Source organism: Martinezella sp. CNPSo 3964 (genome assembly GCF_057784375.1).
The window spans coordinates 172,069-194,544 of record NZ_JBXSOW010000012.1 but is presented as its reverse complement, the minus strand read 5'-3'; the positions used below and the strand labels follow the sequence as shown (position 1 = coordinate 194,544).

Annotated in this window: 19 protein-coding genes; 7 read left to right on the top strand and 12 right to left on the bottom strand. The window is 61.3% G+C overall.

Translation table 11 applies throughout. From position 1 onward, the window contains the following. Nucleotides 1-171 precede the first annotated feature (171 nt). The 5 genes from AC13Q5_RS29235 to AC13Q5_RS29215 all read left to right on the top strand — a co-directional run bounded on the left by AC13Q5_RS29235 (nt 172) and on the right by AC13Q5_RS29215 (nt 5,431). A complete protein-coding gene (locus tag AC13Q5_RS29235; protein ID WP_488504056.1) occupies nt 172-948 on the top strand; it encodes a class I SAM-dependent methyltransferase in 777 nt (258 codons plus the stop codon). A gap of 10 nt (nt 949-958) precedes the next feature. Further along, nucleotides 959-1,603 carry a pyridoxine/pyridoxamine 5'-phosphate oxidase gene (locus AC13Q5_RS29230; RefSeq protein ID WP_457877596.1) on the top strand — a complete coding sequence of 215 codons (645 nt, stop codon included), beginning with the start codon at nt 959-961 and terminating at the stop codon, nt 1,601-1,603. An 85-nt stretch (nt 1,604-1,688) separates the two neighbouring features. Then, nucleotides 1,689-2,918: a DUF2325 domain-containing protein gene (locus AC13Q5_RS29225; RefSeq protein WP_488504055.1), complete on the top strand. Its 1,230-nt coding sequence runs from the start codon at nt 1,689-1,691 to the stop codon at nt 2,916-2,918. Between the two features lie 155 nt (nt 2,919-3,073). After that, on the top strand, nt 3,074-3,562 hold the full coding sequence (gene msrB, locus AC13Q5_RS29220) for a peptide-methionine (R)-S-oxide reductase MsrB (RefSeq protein ID WP_075855076.1): 489 nt from the start codon (nt 3,074-3,076) through the stop codon (nt 3,560-3,562). Nucleotides 3,563-3,580: 18 nt separating this feature from the next. After that, nucleotides 3,581-5,431, top strand: a complete 1,851-nt coding sequence (locus AC13Q5_RS29215; RefSeq protein WP_488504054.1) for a cytochrome c biogenesis protein DipZ — start codon at nt 3,581-3,583, stop codon at nt 5,429-5,431. A 95-nt stretch (nt 5,432-5,526) separates the two neighbouring features. Here AC13Q5_RS29215 and dinB read toward each other — a convergent pair whose 3' ends face one another. Beyond that, entirely contained in the window at nt 5,527-6,624 is a 1,098-nt protein-coding gene (gene dinB, locus AC13Q5_RS29210) for a DNA polymerase IV (RefSeq protein WP_488504052.1), read from the bottom strand. Nucleotides 6,625-7,006: 382 nt separating this feature from the next. Here dinB and AC13Q5_RS29205 point away from each other — a divergent pair, with 382 nt between their 5' ends. Continuing rightward, entirely contained in the window at nt 7,007-7,330 is a 324-nt protein-coding gene (locus AC13Q5_RS29205; RefSeq protein ID WP_488504077.1) for a hypothetical protein, read from the top strand. A gap of 39 nt (nt 7,331-7,369) precedes the next feature. On the opposite strand, the gene AC13Q5_RS29200 is transcribed toward AC13Q5_RS29205, so the two are convergent. The 7 genes from AC13Q5_RS29200 to AC13Q5_RS29170 form a co-directional block, all read right to left on the bottom strand. Continuing rightward, entirely contained in the window at nt 7,370-7,930 is a 561-nt protein-coding gene (locus AC13Q5_RS29200) for a GNAT family N-acetyltransferase (protein ID WP_075855073.1), read from the bottom strand. 22 nt (nt 7,931-7,952) lie between these two features. Then, nucleotides 7,953-10,310, bottom strand: coding sequence for an Orn/Lys/Arg family decarboxylase (locus AC13Q5_RS29195; protein WP_488504051.1), 2,358 nt, complete (start codon nt 10,308-10,310; stop codon nt 7,953-7,955). 166 nt (nt 10,311-10,476) lie between these two features. After that, on the bottom strand, nt 10,477-11,829 hold the full coding sequence (locus tag AC13Q5_RS29190) for an NCS2 family permease (RefSeq protein ID WP_488504050.1): 1,353 nt from the start codon (nt 11,827-11,829) through the stop codon (nt 10,477-10,479). Nucleotides 11,830-11,876: 47 nt separating this feature from the next. After that, complete coding sequence (locus AC13Q5_RS29185) at nt 11,877-13,655, bottom strand: adenine deaminase (protein WP_488504049.1); 1,779 nt, start codon at nt 13,653-13,655, stop codon at nt 11,877-11,879. Beyond that, entirely contained in the window at nt 13,645-14,637 is a 993-nt protein-coding gene (locus AC13Q5_RS29180; RefSeq protein WP_457893200.1) for a LacI family DNA-binding transcriptional regulator, read from the bottom strand. The genes AC13Q5_RS29185 and AC13Q5_RS29180 overlap by 11 nt, the downstream gene beginning before the upstream one ends. A 158-nt stretch (nt 14,638-14,795) precedes the next feature. Then, nucleotides 14,796-16,628 carry an ABC transporter ATP-binding protein gene (locus tag AC13Q5_RS29175; RefSeq protein WP_488504048.1) on the bottom strand — a complete coding sequence of 611 codons (1,833 nt, stop codon included), beginning with the start codon at nt 16,626-16,628 and terminating at the stop codon, nt 14,796-14,798. A gap of 33 nt (nt 16,629-16,661) precedes the next feature. Next, nucleotides 16,662-17,858, bottom strand: coding sequence for an aminotransferase class V-fold PLP-dependent enzyme (locus tag AC13Q5_RS29170; protein ID WP_488504047.1), 1,197 nt, complete (start codon nt 17,856-17,858; stop codon nt 16,662-16,664). A gap of 96 nt (nt 17,859-17,954) precedes the next feature. Between AC13Q5_RS29170 and AC13Q5_RS29165 the strand changes: the two genes are divergently transcribed. Next, nucleotides 17,955-18,788: an IclR family transcriptional regulator gene (locus AC13Q5_RS29165; RefSeq protein ID WP_488504046.1), complete on the top strand. Its 834-nt coding sequence runs from the start codon at nt 17,955-17,957 to the stop codon at nt 18,786-18,788. Between the two features lie 67 nt (nt 18,789-18,855). Here the strand turns inward: AC13Q5_RS29165 and AC13Q5_RS29160 are convergent, their stop codons facing one another. Genes AC13Q5_RS29160 through AC13Q5_RS29145 form a run of 4 tightly spaced genes read right to left on the bottom strand, consistent with a single transcriptional unit; the run spans nt 18,856 to nt 22,416 of the window. Further along, a complete protein-coding gene (locus tag AC13Q5_RS29160) occupies nt 18,856-19,368 on the bottom strand; it encodes a RidA family protein (RefSeq protein WP_425298699.1) in 513 nt (170 codons plus the stop codon). A gap of 19 nt (nt 19,369-19,387) precedes the next feature. Further along, nucleotides 19,388-20,596 (bottom strand): amidohydrolase/deacetylase family metallohydrolase, encoded by a 1,209-nt coding sequence (locus AC13Q5_RS29155; protein ID WP_488504045.1) that lies wholly within the window; start codon nt 20,594-20,596, stop codon nt 19,388-19,390. Then, nucleotides 20,597-21,475, bottom strand: coding sequence for an ABC transporter permease (locus AC13Q5_RS29150; RefSeq protein ID WP_488504044.1), 879 nt, complete (start codon nt 21,473-21,475; stop codon nt 20,597-20,599). Beyond that, nucleotides 21,475-22,416, bottom strand: a complete 942-nt coding sequence (locus AC13Q5_RS29145; RefSeq protein WP_488504043.1) for an ABC transporter permease — start codon at nt 22,414-22,416, stop codon at nt 21,475-21,477. The genes AC13Q5_RS29150 and AC13Q5_RS29145 overlap by 1 nt, the downstream gene beginning before the upstream one ends. Between the last annotated feature and the right edge of the window lie 60 nt (nt 22,417-22,476).

Below are 22,476 nucleotides of genomic sequence, written 5' to 3'. Positions count from 1 at the left end.
TGCATTTTCCGAACATTGACTGTTCGAACATATCGTTTTTCTTTCGAGAGAATAGTGTGTTTCTTGCCGACGAAACGAATGGACAATGTGAATACCGAACAATGATGCGGCGATGCAATGGCATTTTCGCAGGTGGCGAAGCTTTGTCCGAAAATACCACGGAGACAGGACATGCAAGGCAGACATCAGGACGGCAGCGCAGGCGATGCGAACTACGGCGTCATCGGATCGGGTTATACCAACTACCGCCAGCCGGACCCCCATATCGCCGAATTCATCCGCGCTGCTCTCGGCGAGGCCAAGACCGTCTTAAATGTCGGTGCGGGAGCTGGTTCCTATGAGCCGGTTGATCGGCAGGTGACAGCTATCGAGCCCTCCGCCTCCATGCGCGCCCAGCGGCCGGCGCATCTTCCTGTCGCGATCGACGGCACGGCCGAACATCTTCCTTTTGTCGATCGCAGTTTCGATGCTGCCATGGCGACGTTCACTGTGCATCAATGGTCTGATCTCAGCCAAGGGCTTGCCGAGATGCGTCGTGTCACGCGCGGTCCTGTTCTTGTCCTAAGCTGTGATCCGGATCTGCTGGAGCGGTCTTGGCTGCATGCCTATGCGCCGGAGATGATTGCTGTCGAGGCGAGACGTTATCCGGCTATGGATATGATAGCGGCGGCCCTCGGTGGCGATGTGGATATCAAGGCAGTGCCCATCCCGCTGAATTGCGTCGATGGCTTCGGCGAGGCCTATTATGGCAGGCCGGAACGAATGCTCGATCCCGGCGCGCGGCTTGCCAATTCGGCATGGAGCTTTGTCGACGCCTCCGTTGGTGAACGTTTTGTCGATGAGCTCGGCCGCGATCTCGCCGATGGATCCTGGGATCGCCGTTATGGCATCCTCCGCACACAGCCGTTCTTTGAGGGGTCGCTGCGGCTCATCATTGCCAGACCATAAGGAGAATGCCGTGAGAGACGAATTGCGCATATTGAAATCGTTGGCAGGGCCGTTTCCGGCGTTTGAAGCGGATTTGACGCCGGACGAGCCGCGAGAGTTGTTTTCAACCTGGCTGCGTGATGCCATCGAGGCTGAGATCAAGGAACCGCACGCCATGGTGCTTTCCACGGTCGACGAGAATGGCGTGCCGGATGCCCGTGTTCTCATCCTGAAAAACCTCGACCAACGCGGCTGGCACTTCGCAACGACGGGCAGTGGTCCGAAGGGCCGGCAGATCGCCGCCAATCCTTCCGTGGCGCTCACCTTCTATTGGCCGCAGCTTGGGCGGCAGGTGCGGCTGCGGGGCATGGCGTTTCAGGCCGAAGCCCATGAGCGCTATGCCGATTTTCGTGCACGCGCGGCAGGCGCCAAGGCCGTCGCCTTGACCGAGCGACAGAGCGAGGTTCTCGGCTCGTCCCAGGAACTCGACGATGCATTGGCACTGCAGCATCGGCGATTGCAGGACGAGCCCGATCTCGTTTCTGCGAACTGGGCACTTTTCATCGTGATGCCGCATGAGGTCGAGTTCTGGCAGGGCGATAGCGAGCGGCGGCACCATCGCCTGCGATACAGGCGGGAAAAGGCGGGTTGGCTGAAGGAGCGGGTCTGGCCCTGATGGTGTCGGTTTGGATGACCGGGCTTGCCTGTTGGCGAAAGACGCACTAGCGTAATATTCGAAGAAATATAACGCTAGTGCTCATATGTCGGTTCTCCTCAATCATAAACGGCCCTTTGCGCTTCCGATCGTCGAACAGCGGCTGGATGAGCGGCCCGCTCTTTCGGCGGCGGCGGTCAGGACTCAGCGGCTGAAGACCTGGGAACTGCCGCCGATGTTCCACTGCTCCATCGTCGGCACATGCCTGACGACGACGGAGCTCCGGCAGGTACTGGCGAAAGTGGGCGATATCGATACGAAGGTGGCGACCGACCATGCCCTGCACAGCCGCGGTGTCCGGGCCGCCGGCCAGCGTGATATCGCCGCCAAGCTGTTGAACAAGGCGCTCGATCGCCGTCACGAGCGTATCCTCAAGCAGTTTGCCAAGCTTGCGACAACGACGGAGATCAAGGCGCAGTGGGACAAGGCTGTCGATGACGGCGATATATCAGGAGCCTATTGGGCGGCCATGAGCCACCCGGCCAGCGATCGTCCGCTGATGAATGATATTTTTGGCGAAGTGCACATGCTGTCGCATCTCGTCGGCAGCTCCAGCCGGCTTGATCTCGCGCGCCTGCGTCGGCTGCAATTGGATGTCGAGGCGAGAGATGAGAAGATTCTCCGCCAGGAAGTCCGCCTCCAGGCGGCGGCTCAAGACAACATCCTTTTGCAGAAGCGCCTCGATGAATTGGAGGAGAGCCTGCGGCGCGTGCAGGCGACGGCCGGCGAAATCCCTTCTGCAAGCGCGGGGCAGCGCCAGGATGCAAGGCTGTCTGAGAAGCTGCAGGCAGCCGGAGAGCGTTCGGAAGCCTACGAGAAACGCCTTGCCCAGTCGGAAGCGAAGCTTGCTGAAACCCAGTCGCAGCTATCGTCTTTCGCAGACGAGAATCTGGCATTGAAGCGCGAGCTGGATCTGCTGGAGGCAACTATTGCAGCGGCTGCTGATCCTGTCATCGCCGGGAGTTCGACTCGGCATGAGACGCTGCTCTATGTCGGCGGTCGCCCGAACCTCCTCGACCGCCTGCGGAAGCTTGCCGAAGGGCGCAACATTGAACTCTTGTTTCACGATGGCGGTGTCGAGGACAATCTCTCCCTGTTGCCCGCGCTGGTCGGACGGGCGTCATCAGCCGTTTTCCCAGTCGACTGCATCAGCCATTCGGCGGCCGACATGGTGAAGCGGCTCTGCCGCGATAGCGACAAGCCGTATCTGCCGTTGCGCTCGGCAAGCCTGGCGAGTTTCGTTGCCGTCATTGCTGCGCCCCTGGCGGCGGAATGAAGACTGTTCACGTTTCGGTGTTCTCATCGGCATGTGTGTAACAAAACGGCCCTCTTTTCCGTAGTCCATAGCGACGGGACACGCCCCGTCGCCGAAGCAATATCGGACTTGGATGTCCTGTGAGCTCGGCTTGTCCGCTGAAGGAGAACGGTGCGATGCTGAACAGACGAGGAGTGCTTCTGGCAACGGTTCTTGGCGCCATCGGCCTGCGGTTGGGCTACGGCACGGCCGCTGCCAAAACCGCCGTGAATTTCCCTGTTTCTCACACGGATGAGGAATGGCAGAAGATCTTGACGGCGGACCAATATGCCGTCCTGAGGAAAGAGGGAACCGAGCGCCCCTTCACCAGCCCGCTCTTGAACGAGCATGGCAAGGGCAATTTCGCCTGTGCCGGCTGCAATCAGGATGCGTTTTCCTCGGCCACGAAATTCGACAGCGGCACCGGCTGGCCAAGCTTCTGGGCGCCGCTCGACGGCGCCGTGGCGACATCGCGCGATACTTCCTTCGGCATGGTGCGCAACGAAGTGCATTGCAGCCGCTGCGGCGGTCATCTCGGGCATGTCTTTGATGACGGGCCTAAGCCGACCGGCCTTCGCTACTGCATGAACGGCGTCGCCATGACATTCCATAGGGCTGCTGCCTGAACGATCAGAGACCGAACGATGCTTCTATTCATCCTTGCTTATCTCGGCGGCGTCCTGACGATTGTCAGCCCTTGCATCCTACCCGTTCTGCCATTCGTCTTCGCGCGGGCGGGCCAGCCCTTCCTGCGCAGCACGCTGCCGCTGCTGGTCGGCATGGCAGCCACCTTTGCGGCGGTCGCGACGCTTGCTGCCTTCGGCGGCGGCTGGGCCGTAACGGCCAACGAATATGGGCGCTATGCGGCCATGGCGCTGCTTGCGGTTTTCGGCATCATTCTTCTCTTTCCATCGCTGTCCGATCGTTTGACGCGTCCGCTCGTCTCGCTCGGCGCGCGGCTGTCGCAATCGGCTGATCGTGCGAGCCGCAGCGGTGGGTCGACGATTGTTGCATCGCTGTTGCTGGGTGTGGCGACCGGCCTGCTCTGGGCACCCTGCGCCGGTCCCGTGCTCGGCCTCATCCTGACGGGAGCCGCGCTGCAGGGGGCAAGCGTTGGTACGACATTGCTGCTGCTCGCCTATGCGCTGGGGGCTGCCACATCACTTGCGCTTGCGCTTCTGATCGGTGGCCGGGTCTATCAGGCGATGAAGCAATCGCTTGGCATCGGCGAGTGGCTGCGCCGCGGCGTCGGCGTTGCCGTGCTGGTCGCTGTCGTCGCAATCGCCATGGGGCTCGATACCGGCCTGCTGACGCAGGCGTCGCTTGCAAGCACGGCATCACTTGAACAGAACCTCATCGACCGTTTCCACGCCCAAGACCCGAACAAGCCCTCATCCGTCGTCATGAAGAGTGATGGCGGTGCGATGATGAGCGCGACAAATCCGGCGATGATGAGCACAAAGCCTGACGGAGCGGCCGGCAACGGTTCCATGACGGCGGCCACTGCACAAAAGCCTGCTGTCACACAGCTGCCGGTCGAAGGTCCCGTTCCTTCATTCGATGGCGCGGTGCAATGGCTGAATTCGCCGCCGCTGACGGCTACCGGCCTGAAGGGCAAGGTCGTGCTTGTCGACTTCTGGACCTATTCCTGCATCAACTGCCTGCGCGCGATACCCTATGTCGAAGCATGGGCGCAGAAATATAAGGATCAGGGCCTCGTCGTCATCGGCGTGCACGCACCGGAATTCGCCTTCGAAAAGAACGTCGACAATGTGAAGAAGGCCATTGCCGATCTCGGTATCACCTATCCGGTTGCGATCGACAACAATTATGCGATCTGGCGCGCCTTCGACAACGAATATTGGCCCGCCCATTATTTCATCGATGCACAGGGGCAGGTGCGCCATCATCATTTCGGCGAAGGCGATTACGATCAATCCGAAAGGGTGATCCAGCAGCTTCTCGCGGAAGCCGGCAAGAGCAATGTCGCCAGCGACATCGTGAACGTCAAGGCGACGGGGGCGGAGGCCGCCTCCAACGAGGCCGACGTCCAGTCACCGGAAACCTATGTCGGCTATCTGCGGTCGCAGAATTTCGTCGACGATGCCGGCACGGTCAACGATGCGTCCCACGATTACGCTGCCGCGACGCCGAAACTCAACGAATGGGGCCTTGCCGGCAACTGGACCGTCGGCCCGCAGGAGGCGACCTCAAACAGCGCCGATAGCCGGCTCTACTACCGTTTCCATGCGCGCGACCTGCATTTGGTGCTTGGACCATCGGCGGACGGAAAGCCGGTGCGCTTCCAGATCACCGTCGATGGCAAGCCGCCGGGCGACGGCCATGGCGTCGATACGGACGCAAACGGCAATGGCGTGGTGACGGGGCAAAAGCTCTACCAGCTCGTTCGTGCGAGTGGCCCGGTGTCGGATCATACGTTCGAGATCAAGTTTCTCGACCCCGGCGCCCAGGCCTATGCCTTCACCTTCGGCTGAGGAAACGGTTTAGCTTTCCTCGTTCGCGTACTTGGCCGCGCAAGGTAAACAAATTAGGGGCACTATCCTCAGCGATGGAAGGAAGGTCGGTCCTCTCAGATGCCGAGATCGAGCTGGGACTGTGCTCCAGCGTCGTCGCTCTCTTGGTTCGTCAAAGACGAAAGTGTGATGCCGAGCAGCCGGATTGGCCGTGCGAACGGGTGGACGGTCGCCAGAAGTGCGGATGCTATCTGGAGGACTTCGTCCATGTCGGCAACCGGATAGGCGCTTGTCCGGCTGCGCGTCGCCTGGGTGAAATCCGAATATTTGATCTTCACGGTCACCGTCTTGGAGCTGATGCCGCCTGTTTCGCAATAGCGCCAGACCTTTTGCGCAAGCGGGCGCAGTTCCGCCGTCGCCAGCGCGAGATCGTCGATATCCTCGGCGAACGTATCTTCCGCACCGATGGATTTGCGAACCCGGTCGGGTTTTACCTGCCGTTCGTCGATGCCGCGGGCAATGCCGTAAAAATAGGGACCGGCCTTTCCGAAATGCTCCTGCAGAAAGGCGAGGGATTTCGACTTCAGGTCTAGCCCGGTTTCGATCCCGTATTTGTGCATCCGTTCGGCTGTTGCCGGCCCGACGCCATGGAACTTCTTGACGGGAAGTGTCTCGACGAATGCCGGCCCATGTTTCGGCGTGATCACTGCCTGGCCGTTCGGCTTGTTGAGGTCGCTTGCCATCTTGGCGAGGAACTTGTTGTAGGAAATACCGGCCGAGGCGTTGAGCCCGGTGACTTGCTTGATCTTCGTGCGGATCTCCAGCGCGATCTCGGTGGCGATGTCCATACCCTTGAGGTTCTGGGTGACGTCGAGATAGGCTTCGTCAAGCGACAGCGGCTCGATCATCGAAGTATATTCGGCGAAGATCTCGCGGATTTGCTGCGATACCGCCCGGTAGACGTCGAAGCGCGGCGGCACGAAAATCAGGTCCGGGCATTTGCGCTTCGCGGTGACCGAAGGCATCGCGGAGTGAACGCCGAAGGCGCGGGCCTCGTAGCTTGCGGCCGCCACCACGCCGCGGGCCGCGGACCCGCCGACCGCAAGCGGCTTGCCGCGCAGCTCCGGATTGTCTCGCTGTTCAACCGACGCATAGAACGCATCCATGTCCACATGGATGATCTTTCGGATGGGGCTTGAGCTCGTGTCGTTCATGGCGGTCTCGGTCATCACACTGCAGTTTCAGCACGGGCCTTCAATTGTAGAAGCTGAAACAAATGCAGAACATATCATCCTGCATGACGATATCAAACCGGCTCTGTTGCCTTGCCGGAGAGAGGCAGGGAAATCGCCGCATGCCAGCCATGACGTGGACGCCACCTTGAGATGCGCCCGCGGCTTCCTATCTCTAGTCGGTCCCCACACGGAGCCTCAAGATGGGCCAAATCGCAACCGATCCGCTTTCCGACCTGCATATGGAGATCCTCCCGCCTGAGCGCGACGAGGAGTCCCGTGCGGACGGCATCGCATGTCTTTGCTGTCGAAGGACGCGATCGGCGCGGAAGATGGATGAGGACGGCTGCGGCATATGCGACGAATGCCTTGCGCCATGACGGATAAGGCGCCGCAGCTGCTGCCGGCCGAATTGTCTGGATTCGAACATGCGCTTGCGACGCTACCTGACGGCTATTCGGAGGGGCGTTTTCAAGGTCGCCCCTGGGGTGTGACGATCAAGCGATCGGCCGATGGGAAACGGGTCTGGCCTTACGGTGAAGAGCTTGGCGGGGCCGACATCGTCAGCTTCAATCTCTATGTGCTATCCAGAGCAAGCCTCACCCTCAAGCCTTGCGAAATGGCCTCATCGAAGGTCGTGGATTTCGTGTTGGGTTTCAGGCCCGCTTCGACGCGACGCCCGGCATAAGCGCGAAGCTTTGCCGGGCGGGCAGCAACTCGCCCTGTCTCACCGGGTGGAGAGCGGCGGCGGGGGCGGCTGTGTGGTCGAGCCGGGACCGAGCGAACGCTGGACCATCACGGTATCGGCCCAGCGACCGTAACGATAGGCAACTGCCGGCAACAGGCCGACCCGAGCGAAGCCGAAACGTTCGTGCAAGGCGAGAGAGGCGGCATTGTCGGCATCGATATAGCCGATCATCTGACGGAACCCGGCAGCCGCACAGGCGTCGATCAGCCCGCGCATGAGCAGGCTGCCGACGCCCTGGCCGACATGGTCGTGATGCACATAGATCGAGTGCTTGACCGTGTAGCGATAGGCAGGGCGCTTGCGGAACAGCACCACATAGGCATAGCCCACGACCTTTTCACCCTCGATCGCCACCACATGCGGGAAGCGGCGGTCCTTCAAATTCTTGCGTCGCTCGCGCAGATCGTCGGGCTGCGGAGTGTCGCTATCGTCCACCCCGGCCTCGACGCCACGGTGAATGTGGCGGCGATAGATTGCCAGCATGGCATCGACGTCGCTCTCCCGGGACGGGCGAACGATGATTGTTTTATCCTGCTTCATGTTCGAACCTGAATTTCCAAGCCTATTCCGCGACGACGTAGGTATAGAGCCGGATTTTGCCGGATGCATCAATCTCGCGATAGACCCCCTGGATTTCCACCTCGAAGCCGGGGAAGGTATTGAAGCAGGTCTCGAACATCTTCAGATAATCGATCATCGGCTGGGCCTGCTCCGTCAGGCGTTCGCCGGGCACGATCGTCGCGATTCCCGGCGGATAGACGACGAAGGGCGTCGTTGCGATGCGGCCGGCAATGGCGTCGATCGGCAGATAGTCCACATCGTTGCGAACGAGGCATCGTGCGGCATCGTGCGGCGACATGGCGATCGGCGGCAGGTGGTCGGCGGAAAACTGCTTTGTCTGCAGCGCACTGACATCGGCCTGGCGGAAGAAATTGTGCATTTCAGCGCAAAGGTCGCGCAGACGCACGCCTGCATAACGGCCAGGCCGGCGACGATAGAATTCCGGAATTGCCTCTTCCAGCAGCGCATTGTCGTCGTGAAGCTTCTTGAAGGCGACAAGGCCGCTGATCAGGGTGCCGGCCTTGCTGGCCTCGACACCGGGGGTGAGCAGGAACAGCAGCGAATTGAGATCGTTCTTTTCCGCAACAATGCGGTTTTCACGTAGATATTGAGCAACCACTGGCGCGGGTATGCCATGCTCCGTGTATTTGCCACTCACCCGGTCGAAACCGGGGGTGAGCAGGGTCAGCTTGTTCGGATCGGTCATGGCAAAGCCCGATTCCACTCCGGAAAAGCCGTGCCATGCTGCATGGGGCGTCAGATGCCAGAAAGCGGGATTGGTGGCGAGCTGGTCAGTTGCGACACTCTCCCACGCTACGTCATGCACGGCGCCCGGGCTTGACACATCGGGGATCGCGACGCGATCCGGCACAAAGGGCTCGAAGAACCAGCGTCGCTCGGGGCGATGTTCCTTCTCCTCGAATTCGCGGCGCACGGCGCGGATCTTCTTGCGCAGCTCGATGCCGAGGCGGATCGTGTCGTCCCAGAGCACCTCGCCGGAGCGTCCCTTCATCATCTGCGCGCCGACGTCGAGCGAGGCAAACAGCGGATAGAAGGGCGAGGTCGAGGCGTGCTGCATGAAGCTTTCGTTGAAGCGGCGGTGCTCGACGCGGCGCTTCTGGCCGGTGATGTGCCGATCCTTCATGTGGATCTGCGAAGCCTGCGAGAAGCTTGCCAGCTGCTTATGGGTGGATTGGGTAGCGATGATGCCAGGCGCATCCGGGCCGAGGTCGGAAAGACCCATGGCAAAGCGCCCGGCATAGAGCGGATGGAACTTCATGAAGCCGGCCCATGCCTCGTCGAAGAGGATGTAATCGCATAGATGGCCGATGCGTTTGAGGATCATCTCGGCATTGTGGATCGTGCCGTCATAGGTGCACTGTTCCACGACCGCGACGCGGAACGGGCGCGGCTTCTTGTAGGCTTCGGGATCTTTCACGAGCGGGTGCGTGCGAATGCGCTCGCGCAGGGCGTCCTCGTCCATGGTTGCGAAATCCATGGGGCCGATCAGGCCATAGACGTTGCGTATCGTCGGCAGGTAGACCGGAATGCCGCCGGAGATCATCAGGGCGCCATGATGGGCGGCCTTGTGGTTGTTGCGGTCGAACAGCACGAGATCGCCGTCGGTGACTAGGGCTGACAGAGCGACCTTGTTTGACGTGGAGGTGCCGTTCAGCACGAAATAGGTCTTTTCGGCGCCGAAGATCTTGGCCGCTTCCTTCTGCGCGGCAAGCGCAGGCCCCTCATGGGTCAGAAGATCGCCGAGATCGAGCACGGAATTGTCGAGGTCGTCGCGGAAGACCGCTTCGCCGAGATGTTCCATGAAGACACGCCCGATCGGGCTGCGGCTATAGAAGATGCCGCCATTATGGCCGGGGCAGGTCCAGAGATGGTTGCCCTCTTCAGCATAATCGACCAGCGCGCCGAAGAACGGCGTCTTCAGCGTCTCGGCATATTGCTTGAGCCGGCTGATGAGGCTTTTTGCGATGAAGGCAGGCGTTTCTTCCGACAGAAAGACATAGCCGTCGATGAAGTCGAGCACCTCGACCGGCACGTCCTCGAAGCGCTTGCGGCGGATCAGCAGGATGATGGGGAATTCGAGGCCGCGCCGGCGCATGAGGTTGATAAGGGAGGCCGTCTTGCCCTCGAGCCCCTTCTTGCCCCAGTCGACCAGCATGCAGCCGATGGCGGCGTCCGTCTGCACTGCGATCTCGGCATCTTCGAGATTGCGCGCACGCACCACCTCGAAGCCGGAACGTTCGATCTCCTCGACGATCTGGTTGTAGCGGGCGCCTTCCAGATCCTCATTGTCGAAGGTTGGCGTTGCGAACAGAAAGTTGAAACGTCTGAAATAATCCATGTCGATACCCGCTCCTGATTTGGCATGAGGTGTCGGCGTATTTCATGACATGGATGTGACAGAAAAGAGGACGCGCCAAACCCTATCGACAGGCATCGCCGATCAGGTCGCCGGTCTGCAGTTTCATGCTGGATCGCCGCTGCGGAATTTCTGGATTTATGGCCGCTTAGTGAGCAGCCACGGTCCAGAAATAATAGGCAAGCGGGATGGCGAGAAGGTACATGCCAATGGAGACCTGTCTTGCTTCGCCGGACAAGACCTTGACGATGACGTAGAACAGCAGTCCACCGGCAATACCGGTGCCGAAGCTGTTGGAAACCAGGGTCAGCAGGACCATCATTAGGGCGGAAAGACCGTCTGAGAAATTCTCCAGATCGACGCGCTTCAGCGCGCTGAACATCGACATGCCGACGAGGATCAGGGCGGGTGCCGTGGCCGCTGCCGGAATCATCAGCGCGATCGGGGTAAAAAGCAAAGTCAGGGCAAAAAGGGCTGCGGTGGCAAGCGAAGCAAAACCGGTGCGGCCACCGGCTTCTGCGCCGGTGGCGCTCTCGACGAGAGCCGTGGCCGAGGGAATGCCGAGCAGCGGGCTGATTGTTGCGGCAATCGAATCGACGAGGAACGGCTTGCCCAGATCCGCCATGTTGCCCTCCGCGTCGACCAGACCGGCCTTGGCACCAACGGCAAGCGTCGTGCCCAGGGTCGAGAAGAACTCGGATGCGAAGAAGGCAAAGAGATAGGGGAAATGTTCTACTTTCAGCGCCCCGAAGAAATCGAGCTGGAGGCCGATCTCTGAGATGCCATGCGGGGCACCGAAGAGTGTCGCAGGCACCTTGGTAACGCCAAGCGGAATGCCGAGCAGCGTGCTGCCCAGAATGGCCCAGAGGATCGGTCCCGGCACCTTGCGCCCACGCAGAAAGACCGCGAGGAAGATGCCGAAGACGGCAATGATCGCCTGTCCCGAGTTGAACGAGCCAAGCATCAGAGCGTGGCTCTTGGCGTTGACGTCGACGAGGCCGGCATTCTTGAATCCAAGAAGCGCGATGAACAATCCGATCGCTGCGCCGAGGCCGAGTTTGATCTGGGCCGGAACCATGCGGGCGATGACCTGGCGTACGCCAAGCACCGTCAGCAGAACGAAAATGACACTCGACCAGAAGGAGATCGCAAGACCTGTCTGCCAGGGGATGTGTTCCACCGCCGCCATCGTCGGCCCCACCAGAACCGATCCGCCGATGCCCGGCCCCACAACGAAGGGCATATTGGCATAAAGCGCCATGAACAGGGTCGCGCCGATGATGACGAGAATGGTTGCCGTCGTTGCCGCAGCGCGGTCGATACCTCCCGCAGACAGAAGCGAGGGGATCACGACGAGAAGATAGGCCGACGCCAGGAAGGACGTCATCCCGGCAATGACTTCCGTCTTCGTATTGGTCTTACGCTCACGCATGCGAAAGTAAGTCTTCCACCCCGGTTCGGATGTGTCGCCTGGCTGCCCGACATTTGTATTTGAGGTCATTGCGTATATCTCCTAAGTCGGCAAATGCTGCCGTTTGGCAGGTGACCTCAATTTTGGCTTGTAGCCAGAAGCGGTCTGATCTCCTGGGTGGTTCCGTCGGTCAGTCCGAGATCGGTGACGTGCGGGCCGGGGTTGCAGGCAAGGCTTGCCCCGACGACTGCCTTGAAGGTGCGAATGGGCGGCATCCAGTCGGCGATCGAATCGGCTGCCGCGCGCAGCCTGGCGAAATCGTCGGCCACCGCTGTTGCAGGCGCATCCGACAGCAATCCGCAGACGGGCAGGGGGAGGACGGCCGTGACCTTGCCGTCGGCTGCCGTCGCCATGCCGCCGCCGGCCTCGATGACGGCATTGGCCGCCGCGGCCATATCGGCGGGATCGCGACCGAAGACGGTGAGGTTATGGCTGTCATGCGAAATCGTCGTCGCCAGGGCGCCACGCCAATGACCCCAGTCTTCGAGGATGCCGATGACGGGTGTCGGGTCCTTCCTTCCGTGCCTGTGGATGACGGCCATCAGGAGCGTATTGTCAGGCAGTACGAGCTTGCCGCCGTCCACCTTGACGACCGCCTCTCCCCATTTCGTGAAGCGCGGACTGACGACGGTGTTGACGCGTACCTCGGTCGCGCCCGGCAGTTTGATCGCGAAGTCGGCAGCAGAAAGCCGTTCTAGCTTTACGGTGTCGCGATAGGCATTCGAGGCCACGCTCCTGCTGCTTCCAGTAAGGCGCCCGTCTCTGGCAACTTCGCGCCCGGATGCATAGACGCGGTCAACCGCGATCTTTTCCAGATCGGAGAGGATGACGATGTCTGCACGGCGACCGGGCGCGACCAGCCCCAGATCGTAGCGGTTCAGCCACATGGCGGCGTTGAGCGTGGCGGCTCGCACCGCATCGATCGGCTTCATACCATAGCCGATCAGACGCCTGAGGACGGATGACATCGCGCCGTCGTTTACGAGGTCGTCAGGGAAAACGTCATCGGTGCAGATCGTCAGTGTTTGCGGCAGATGCGGCAGTTTTTTCAGCGCCTCGATCACACCCGGCAGGACATAATCATGGGAGCCGCGCAACTCGACGGTAAAGCCGGCTCGCAATTTCGCAAGCAGGTCCTCGCCCGAGGTGAGCTCGTGATCGGATTGGATGCCTGCGGATGCGAAGGCTTGCAATTCCGCGCCTTCGAGGCCGCGGGCATGGCCGCAGACACGCTTGCCGCTTGCAAGTCCGGCTTCGACGATGCCGCGCATCGGCTCGCTGCGCTCAAGGACGCCGCGCATGTTCATCACTTCGGCGACGCCGGAAATGTCCGGCCAGCTCAGCATGGTTGCCATTTCGCCGGAGCGGAATTCCGCGCCCGCAAGCTCGAGACCGGGCGCCGAAGGGACGCAGGACGGCGCCAAGGTCAGGAAACGCAGCGGCAATTGCCGTGTTTCCTCAAGTGCCCATCTGATACCGTCGAGGCCGGCGACGTTGCCGATTTCATGCGGGTCCCAGCAGACCGTCGTCGTACCCTGGGGAACGACCGTTTCGGCATATCGCCTTGGTGTCACCATCGAGCTTTCGACATGCATATGCGTGTCGATGAATCCGGGCGTGATGAATCGTCCCGAGGCATCGACGATCTGCTTTGCGTCGCTCCTGGTGCCGGAGGGATGAACGCTCGCGATCAAGGGACCGACAAGGCCGATGTCGGCCGGCCTCATCTCCGAGGTCGCGACATCGACCAACGTTCCGCCGGTAATCAGCGCATCGAACGGCTCAAGCCCCAGTGCCGCCCGCACGGCACGATCGCGCAGTTCGGAGGAATGGAGGTCGTGGGGTTCATTCGGCATGTTTGCCTCCCTTGGCAAATGCGGATGGGCGAGCGGTCGACTGCCGCACGACAAGTTTCGTCGGGAATATTCCGCTGGTCCCGGTTTCCCCGGCAACGAAGGCGAGCGCGTGGTTCGCGACCGCTTCCAGGTCCTGCCGGACTGTCGTGAGCGGCGGAGAGACGATTTGCGCCCACATCAGATCATCGAAACCGGTGAGCGACATGTCTTCCGGAATGCTGCAGCCCCTGTCCTTGACGGCGATAGCAAAGCCGATGGCGAGGGCGTCATAGGCGGCGGCACAGGCCGTAAAATGCCGCAGATCGAGCTCGCGGCCGAGGATGCTGCCTGCTTCGAAAGTCGCATCGCTGTGTTGCAATGCCGGTTCGACCCCAGCCTGGCGGAAGACTTCGCACATGCCTTCGACGCGCTCGCGCGCGACCAGCGAATTTTCAGGACCGGCGAGGATAAGAAGCCTCTCATGACCAAGCGCGAGCAGATGGCGGGCAATCAGGCGCCCGCCCTCGCGATGATCACTGGCAGCGATATTGCCTGTTGTGGCAGCGCTGTCGATGACGGCAATCGGAACATCCGCCTGCGTAATGGTCGTGCCGCGCGTCGGTATCACGATCAGCGCATCGACGCCGCGGGCGACCATGTTTCTGATTTCGAAGTCCTGCTGTTGCGGATCGCCCTGACTGTCGCCGATCAAGACGGCAAGGCCGCGCCGTTTGGCTGCCCGCTCGATGGCCTGGGCAAAGGCAGGAAACAGAGGTTGCCCGATGTTCGGAACCAGCAGGCCGACCGTATTGCTCTTGCCGGTGCGCAGCGCGCGTGCCGTATGGTCAGGCACATAGCCGAGCCTGTCTGCTTCCAGCCGAATTTGCTCCGCAAGGGCTGATGATACCCGCCCCGTGCCGCGCAGGGCATTCGAGACCGTTGCCGTGGAGACACCCAGCTTGGTTGCGATTTCGCGAATGGAAGAGGGGCGTGCCTGGCTCATTCAAGAGTCCACTCTGGTTTCCTTGATTAAACGATTAATCAAAGCAACGTGCTTTTGCAAGAGTATCTTTGCGGCGCGCGGATGAAGCACGGTCTGCCGTATTGGCGACTGCTCAATTTACGGATGACGAAGGGCGTCAGGCCGATCGGAGTGAGGCGTCAGACCGCGACCAGATGATTGGGAGAGACCGTTCGATACTCGCGCGGCTTGACCAGGTAATCGACCGGCCGGATCGGGCTCTTTAATTCGTCGCCGGCTGCCATGCGCTTTTCGCGCCTGCGGTCGGGGTCCGGTACCGGAACGGCCGCCATCAGCTTCTTCGTGTAATCGTGCTGCGGATTGCCGAAGACGGCGGCACGCGGACCAATCTCGACGATTTCGCCGAGATACATGACGGCGACGCGATGGCTGACACGCTCGACCACGGCCATGTCGTGGGAGATGAAGAGGAATGAGAGGTTCAGGCTCTGCTGCAGGTCGAGCATCAGGTTGATGACCTGCGCCTTGATCGACACGTCGAGCGCGGACACGCTCTCGTCGGCGACGATCACCTTCGGCTGCAATGCCAACGCGCGGGCGATGCAGATGCGCTGGCGTTGACCGCCAGAGAACTCGTGCGGATAGCGGCTGGCCATGTCAGGCGTCAGCCCCACCTTATGTAGCATGTCGGCGACCACGGCCCGAGCTTCCCTTGCCGTACCCATCCTGTGTTCGAGATAGGGTTCGGCGATCGCCTGGCCGACGGTCATGCGCGGGTTGAGCGAAGCGAAGGGGTCCTGGAAGATCATCTGCACGGATTTGCGCATCTCGCGCATGTCACGTTTGCCAAGCGAGAGCACGTTGCGGCCGTCGACGATGACGGAGCCGGATTGCGGCTCGATCAGCCGCATGATGGCGCGCCCCGTCGTCGATTTGCCGCAACCGGATTCGCCGACAAGCGATAATGTTTCGCCGGCAAAGAGATCGAACGAGACGTCTTCGACCGCATGCACGCGGCCTCTGAGCTTCCCGAAGAGGCCCGAATGGATGTCGAAGCGTTTGATGAGGTTCTTTACCTGTAGCACCGGCTTTTCCGTCACTACCGTATCCGGCACCTCGACAGGCGTATCGGACTCTCCCGTCTTTGTATTGACGATCGGAAAGCGGAGCGGCCGCTCATAGGCCTGCATCGAGCCAAGCACGGGCACGGCCGACAGCAGAGCGCGGGTATAGGGATGCTGGCCGCGGTGGAAAATGTCCGCTGTCGCGCCTGTCTCCACCTGCTCGCCGCGATACATGACGACGGTGCGATCGGCGATCTCGGCGACCACGCCCATGTCATGCGTGATGAACAGGACGGAGGTTCCTTCTTCGTCCTGTAGCATCTTGATGAGATCGAGGATCTGTCCCTGGATCGTGACGTCGAGCGCCGTCGTCGGCTCGTCGGCGATCAGCAGTTTCGGCTTCGAAGCGAGCGCCATGGCGATCATGACGCGCTGGCGCATGCCGCCGGAAAAGCGGTGCGGATATTCGTCGAAACGCGAGGCGGCCGACGGGATGCGGACTTTCTCCAGGAGCCGGATCGTCTCGGCCTTGGCGTCCGCCGCCGACATATCCTTGTGGCAGAGCAAGGCTTCGGAAATCTGGTCGCCGATAGTGAAGAGCGGATTGAGAGAAGTCATCGGCTCCTGGAAAATCATCGACACATCGTTGCCGCGTACCTTGCGCATCTCATGCTCGGGGAGCGGAAGCAGGTCGCGCCCTCCGAGCATGATCCTGCCTTCGATGCGGCTTGAATCGCTTTGCAGCAGTCGCATGATCGAGAGCGAGGTGACGCTCTTGCCTGAACCGCTCTCGCCGACGATCGCCACCGTCTCGCCCGGCGCGACCGAGAAGGAAACATTGCGCACGACAGGTTTCCATGCGCCATCCACCAGGAATGAGGTGGTGAGGTTCTCGACGGAGAGGATAGGTTCGGCGGCTCCCGCGGCCTTTGCCTGCGACATGCTCATGCTCGTTTCCTTCTTGCGATCCCTACCACAGCTTTAGTCTGGCCAGTTCAGCACGCCGTCGAAGCGATGCCTGCTGCGGTTCTCGATCGGCGTCGCGATGATCTCGTTGGAGGCGCGCGCCTTGTCGAGTTCTTCGGCAAGCCGGGTCGCGACGATCGTCTCCTGGCCGGGGTGCAGGTTGCACGGGTCGAGATAGAAATAATGGTGTTCCACCTCATGGTCCCGGACGATGACAGGCGGGTTGCCGCGGCTGAGTGCTGCTGCGAGATCCCAAGCGCTGATATGCGCCTCGGGCGCCGAGATGATGACCCGCATGCGGTCGAGCGGGTTGTTGGTGGGATCGGGCTCGATCAACGCGGTGACGCCGGGGCGGCCGTCCAGGGTCCGCTTCCACAGGTTCAGATAGCCGGTCTCGCGTTCGCGGATGCCGGCGTGGTCGCGCTTTTCCCAGGCCTCCAGCGCCGCCATGGTGCCATAGACGCTTTCCTTGCCGACCTTCATGCCGCGCCCGATGCCCATATTCTGCAGGAAGGCGTTGCGCACCAGCTCCTTCTTGCCGGCGACGATGCCGGAGGTCGGGCCGCCGAGGAACTTATGGCCGGAATAGAGCACGATGTCGGCGCCCTGCGCCAGGAAGAGCTTCAGGTCATATTCCGAAGCCGCATCGACGATGACGGGCACGCCCTTGGCATGGGCAATCTCGACGAATTCGGTGAGGTGCAGCAGGCCGTAGTTGACCACATGATGGGATACCACATAGACGGCTGCCGCCGTTTTCTCGGTGATGGCGTTTTCCATGTGGAAGCGATGGGTCGACGTCGCCTGGCCGATCAGGACGACCTTGCCGCCGGCAAGGCGGATTGCCTGATCTACCGGCGCGCCATAGCTCACCACATGGCCCATCTGCACGATAACTTCGTTCTTGTCCGGGGTGACATCAGGCAGCTTCTCTATGGCAAGCAGGTTGTTGTCGGTGATGGCGCCGGCGACGGCGAGGCTGATGCCCGAGGAGCAGGACGCCGTCACGAAGCCCGCCTCGCCGCCTGTCAGCCGCGCGATGATGGCGCTTGCCTTGCGCTGCAGGTCGTTGACTTCAACGAATTGCGGCAGGATCGCCGCCATTGCCGCAACGGCTTCGGGCACGACGATCGACGCGCCGAGGCTGGTCATGGTGCCTGATACGTTGATGACGGGCCTCAGGCCGATCTTGCCGCGGATATCATCGGACATTCTATCTCTCCAAAGTGACGACTGACTGCCGATTGCCATCGACAGCTATACCATAGTAATGTAATAGCTTCTCGAAATCTCGTGAGGAGCGTTGATTTGGACGCCAAGACCCTACCCGCCGCACCCCCTGAAGACGTTGATTCCACGGGGGAAACGGAAGCCAAAGGCGTACGCCGCTCGCGCGTAAGCGGCATCGACCGCGCGCTGCAGGTGATCGATTATCTCTACGAAACCGGCGCACCGGCTGGAGCCTATGCGATTGCCAAGGCGATCAAGGCGCCGCTTTCGACCGTCTATGTCATCATCGATGATCTGGTCGAAAAGAACATGCTCGGCCGCAATGCCGACGGTTCCGTCTGGCTCGGCGCGCGTCTTTATCATTACGGTCTCGCCTATGCCCGGTCGCTGGATTTCATGAGTGTCGCCACCCGCGAAATGCATGACCTTTGCCGGCAGGCGAGCGAGACCGTACAAGTCTGCGGCCGCGACGGCGACAATATGCTGGTGCTGGCGATGGCGGACGGACCAAGCCATTTCCAGGTCGCCTCTCGGGTCGGAACCCGCGTGCCGCTCAACTGGACGGCCTCCGGCCGACTGCTGGTCGGCCACTTGCCGGAAGACGAGAGGATCGAACTTTTCAAGCGCTGTGCCCGAACCTCGCCGACCGGTCGGGCCGAGGTCGATGCCGGTGTGCTTTCCGATGCTGCGGGCAAGGCGTTTGAGGAGCGCTTGTCGGTTCAGGTGGCGGAGTCCGATTATGCGGTTGCGTGCATCGCCTCGCCGGTCGTTGACCGGGACGGCCAATGTGTCGCGACCATTTCGATCGTGCTGCCCGAACAGAAAGTCGTTTCCGACGGCAACCATTATGGCGAGCAGGTGCGCGCGGCTGCCGAGCGGATCGAAAAGCTGATGGGCTGGCGCAACCACTGAATTCGTCCTCCTTAGAGCAATTCCAGCAAAAGTGTGACGCGGTTTTGCGTCCGGAATTGCGTAAAAACTAGTCGTTGAGCGACACGATCGCTTCGATTTCGACCGTGATGTTGCCGGGCAGCGAGCCGAAACCGACGGCCGAACGGGCATGTTGGCCTGCTTCGCCGAAGACCTCGATGAAGAGGTCCGAGCAGCCGTTGATGACGCTCGGATGGTCCTCGAAATGCGGCACGGCATTGACCATGCCGAGCAGCTTCACCACCCGCTTGACCCGGGAGAGGTCGCCAAGCGCTCCGTGCATGACGGCAAGAAGGTTGATGCCGGTCAGCCGCGCGTGCTGATAGGCCCGATCAACACCGACGTCACCGCCGACCTTGCCGGAATGAAGATGGCCGTCCAGCTCCCGCGGGCCCTGGCCCGACAGATAGAGCACGTTGCCTTCGCGGACATGGGTCACAAAGTTGGCGATCGGCGGCGGCGGCGGTGGAAGCTCGATCCCGAGCGCAGCCAGTCGCTGGTAAGGTGTTTGCGCTGCTGAAGCGGCCTGTGTTGGGGACGTGTTCACGTATGCTCCTGCTATGCGATCCTTGGTGTTTCGATTAGCGCCACGAATAGCCGTGGCTGTGGCGGACGAGCTTGCGGGCGCGCGGTATGTAGCGGCTGGCGGTAATCGCCTCCGCGCCGATCACCGCGTAACGCGGCTCGAACAGCTTGCGCAGGCGCGAAACGTCGCCGTTTGAATCGGTCGCCTCGAGATCCGCATCCACCAGGTCGAAGATGGTGAAGTCGGCGCGCTCGCCGACCGACAGCCGGTTGTCCATTGCAAGCTTGATGACCGAGGCCGGCGCATGGGTGACGGCGTCCACGACCTTGTCGAATGGCATGCCGACCGAGAGCAGCTTGGACATGGTGGTTGCGAGATCCCAGACCGGGAAGTTCATCGAATGGCCGTGCAGGTCGGTCGAGATCGAATAGGGCAGCAGGCCGCGCTTGATCGCTGCTTCGGCGACCTTGAAGGAGAAGGATGCGCCTCCATGGCCGATATCGAGCCGGATGCCTTCGCCGGCGCAGCGTTCGGCAAGATTGTAGAGATCCTCGTCCTCCATGATGCTCGAACCGGCCTTGCCGTTGAAGCAGTGGGTGACGACATCGCCCGGTCCGAGGATTTCGAGCACTTCGTCATAGAGCGCCGGCGGCTCGCCGACATGCACCATCATCGGCACCTTCAGGATCTTGGCGATCTTCTTACCGAGCTTGACGGGCGTGACACCCCAGGAGCCGGTGATGACGTGGCTGGCGCGCACCTTGATGCCGACGATGTGCTCGCTGTTCTCAGCATAGCATTCGAGGATGCGGTCGAGGTCGATATCCTTGATATCGCGAAGTTCGGGAACGCGATTGCAGGCGACGAGGCCGATCGAACCGAGATTGAGGAAGGCCTTGATGCGCTCCCTGGAGGGTTCGATGATATATTCGCGGAACCCGTGAAAATTGGCTTCGCCGGACGAACCCGCATCGACAAGCGTCGTGACGCCGCGCTCGGCGCCACATTCGGACGGGCGGATCGAAATGTCAGTGCCGCCATGCCAGATATGGACGTGCAGGTCGACCCAGCCGGGAGAAATCCAGGCGCCCTTGCCATCGACGCGTTCGACATCGCCGGGCGCGGCAAGTTGCGGGCCGAAGGCGGCGATCTTGCCGTCGGCGCCGATGAGGATATCGATGACCCCCGCGGCCGCGTCACCGCCGAAGGCCATGGGTTTCACATTGGTGAGGAGGAGCGGCTTGCCCGCTTTTTCACCGGTCATTTACAGGTCCTTTCGAAGTCTTGGATCGAGCATGTCCCGCAGGCCGTCGCCAACCATTTGCAACGAGAGCACGGAGAGGATGATGGCAAAGCCGGGGAAATAGGTCATCCAGTCGGCCTGGCCGATATATTGGCGTCCGGCGGCGATCATGGTTCCCCAGGTCGGAATTTCCGGGCTGACGCCAAGGCCGAGGAACGAGAGCCCGGCTTCGGCGAGCATGGCGCTAGCGAAGAGGAAGGAGCCTTGCACCAGGATCGGCGACAGGAGGTTTCTAAGCACATGCCGCGTCATGATGTGAAACGTCGAGATGCCGAGAGCCTTGGCCGCCTCCACGTAAGGCAGCTCGCGGATGACAAGTGTCGAGGCGCGGACGATGCGGGCCAGCCGCGGTGCGTACACGATCGACAGCGCGACGATGACCGTCGTCAGCGACGGCCCGAGGGCCGCAACCAGCGCGATGGCAAGCAGGATGTCAGGAAATGCCATCATCGCATCGATCAGACGGGCGATCGGTGTATCGAGCCTCTGGAAGAAGCCGGCGAGCAGGCCGAGCGTGACGCCGATCGCTGCCGACAATGCCACCACGGCCGCTCCGACGAGGAGCGACAGCCGGCCAGCATAGATGGTGCGGGAAAAGACATCGCGACCGAACTCGTCGGTGCCGAACCAGTAAATCCCACTCGGCGGCTTCAGCCTGTTGACGATCGAAAGTTTCGAGGGCGAGTAGGGCGCTATCCAAGGCGCGAGGACGGCAAGAAGCACGAAGATCGTCAGCACGATGAGGCCGGCGGCGACCGTCTTCCGCTTCAGAAGCCGGCGAAGGAACTTGCTTCGCTCGCTCGATGCCCGCTTTGATGTATCGGTTGCGATATCGGCCATCAGTAGCGTACCCTCGGATCAACCAGCAGGTAGAGCATGTCGATCGCAAAATTGATCAGGACGTAGAGGCCTGCGATGACGAGCAGGGCTCCCTGGATCACCGGATAATCGCGGCGCAGCACCGCGGAGACGACGAGGCTTCCGACACCCGGTAGGCCAAAGACAGTCTCGGTCACGACCGCGCCGGAAATCAGCACAGCGGCGGTCAGCCCGAGGACGGTGAGAATGGGGATCAACGCGTTCTTCAGCGCGTGCTTGAGGACCACGCGCCGCTCGATAAGCCCCTTTGCGCGAGCGGTGCGGATATAGTCGTCTCCGAGCACGTCGAGCATCGATGCACGGGTGAAGCGCAGGATCAGCGCCGAGGAGACGAGGCCGAGTGCTACGGCCGGCAGCGTCAGATGATACATGCGATCCATGAAGCTTGCACCCGGTCCGCCATAGCCGGAAACCGGGAACATCCCCAGGCGCACGGCTAAGAACTGCATCAGGATAAGACCGAGCCAGAAGCTAGGAATGCTTGCCGCCAGCATGCCGATTGCCATCGAGGCCTGGTCGACGAACGATCCACGCCGATAGGCGGCATAGATGCCGATCGGCAGCGCGATGACACTGGCGATCAGAAGCGAGAACAGCGTCAGGAAGAAGGTTGGCTCGGCCCGTTCGAGAAGGGCGGAGCCGACCGGAATGTTGAGGAAGATCGACTGGCCAAGATCCCCCTTCAGCAGTTGACCGACGTAAAATGCGTACTGGACGAGGATGGACTGGTCGAGGCCAAGCCGGGTACGGAGTTCGGCAATATCCTGCGCGGTCGCATCCGGACCGAGCATGACGGCGGCCGGATCGCCCGGTGTCACGCGCACGATCACGAAGACGATCGTGACGACGAGAAACATCACGACGATCATGCCGGCAAGGCGTTGAAGGATGTAGCGTATCATTGGGTCGGTCCCTGGAGCGGTTCCGCTTCTTTTCGAATCTCGGGAACAGGCGCCGGCCGT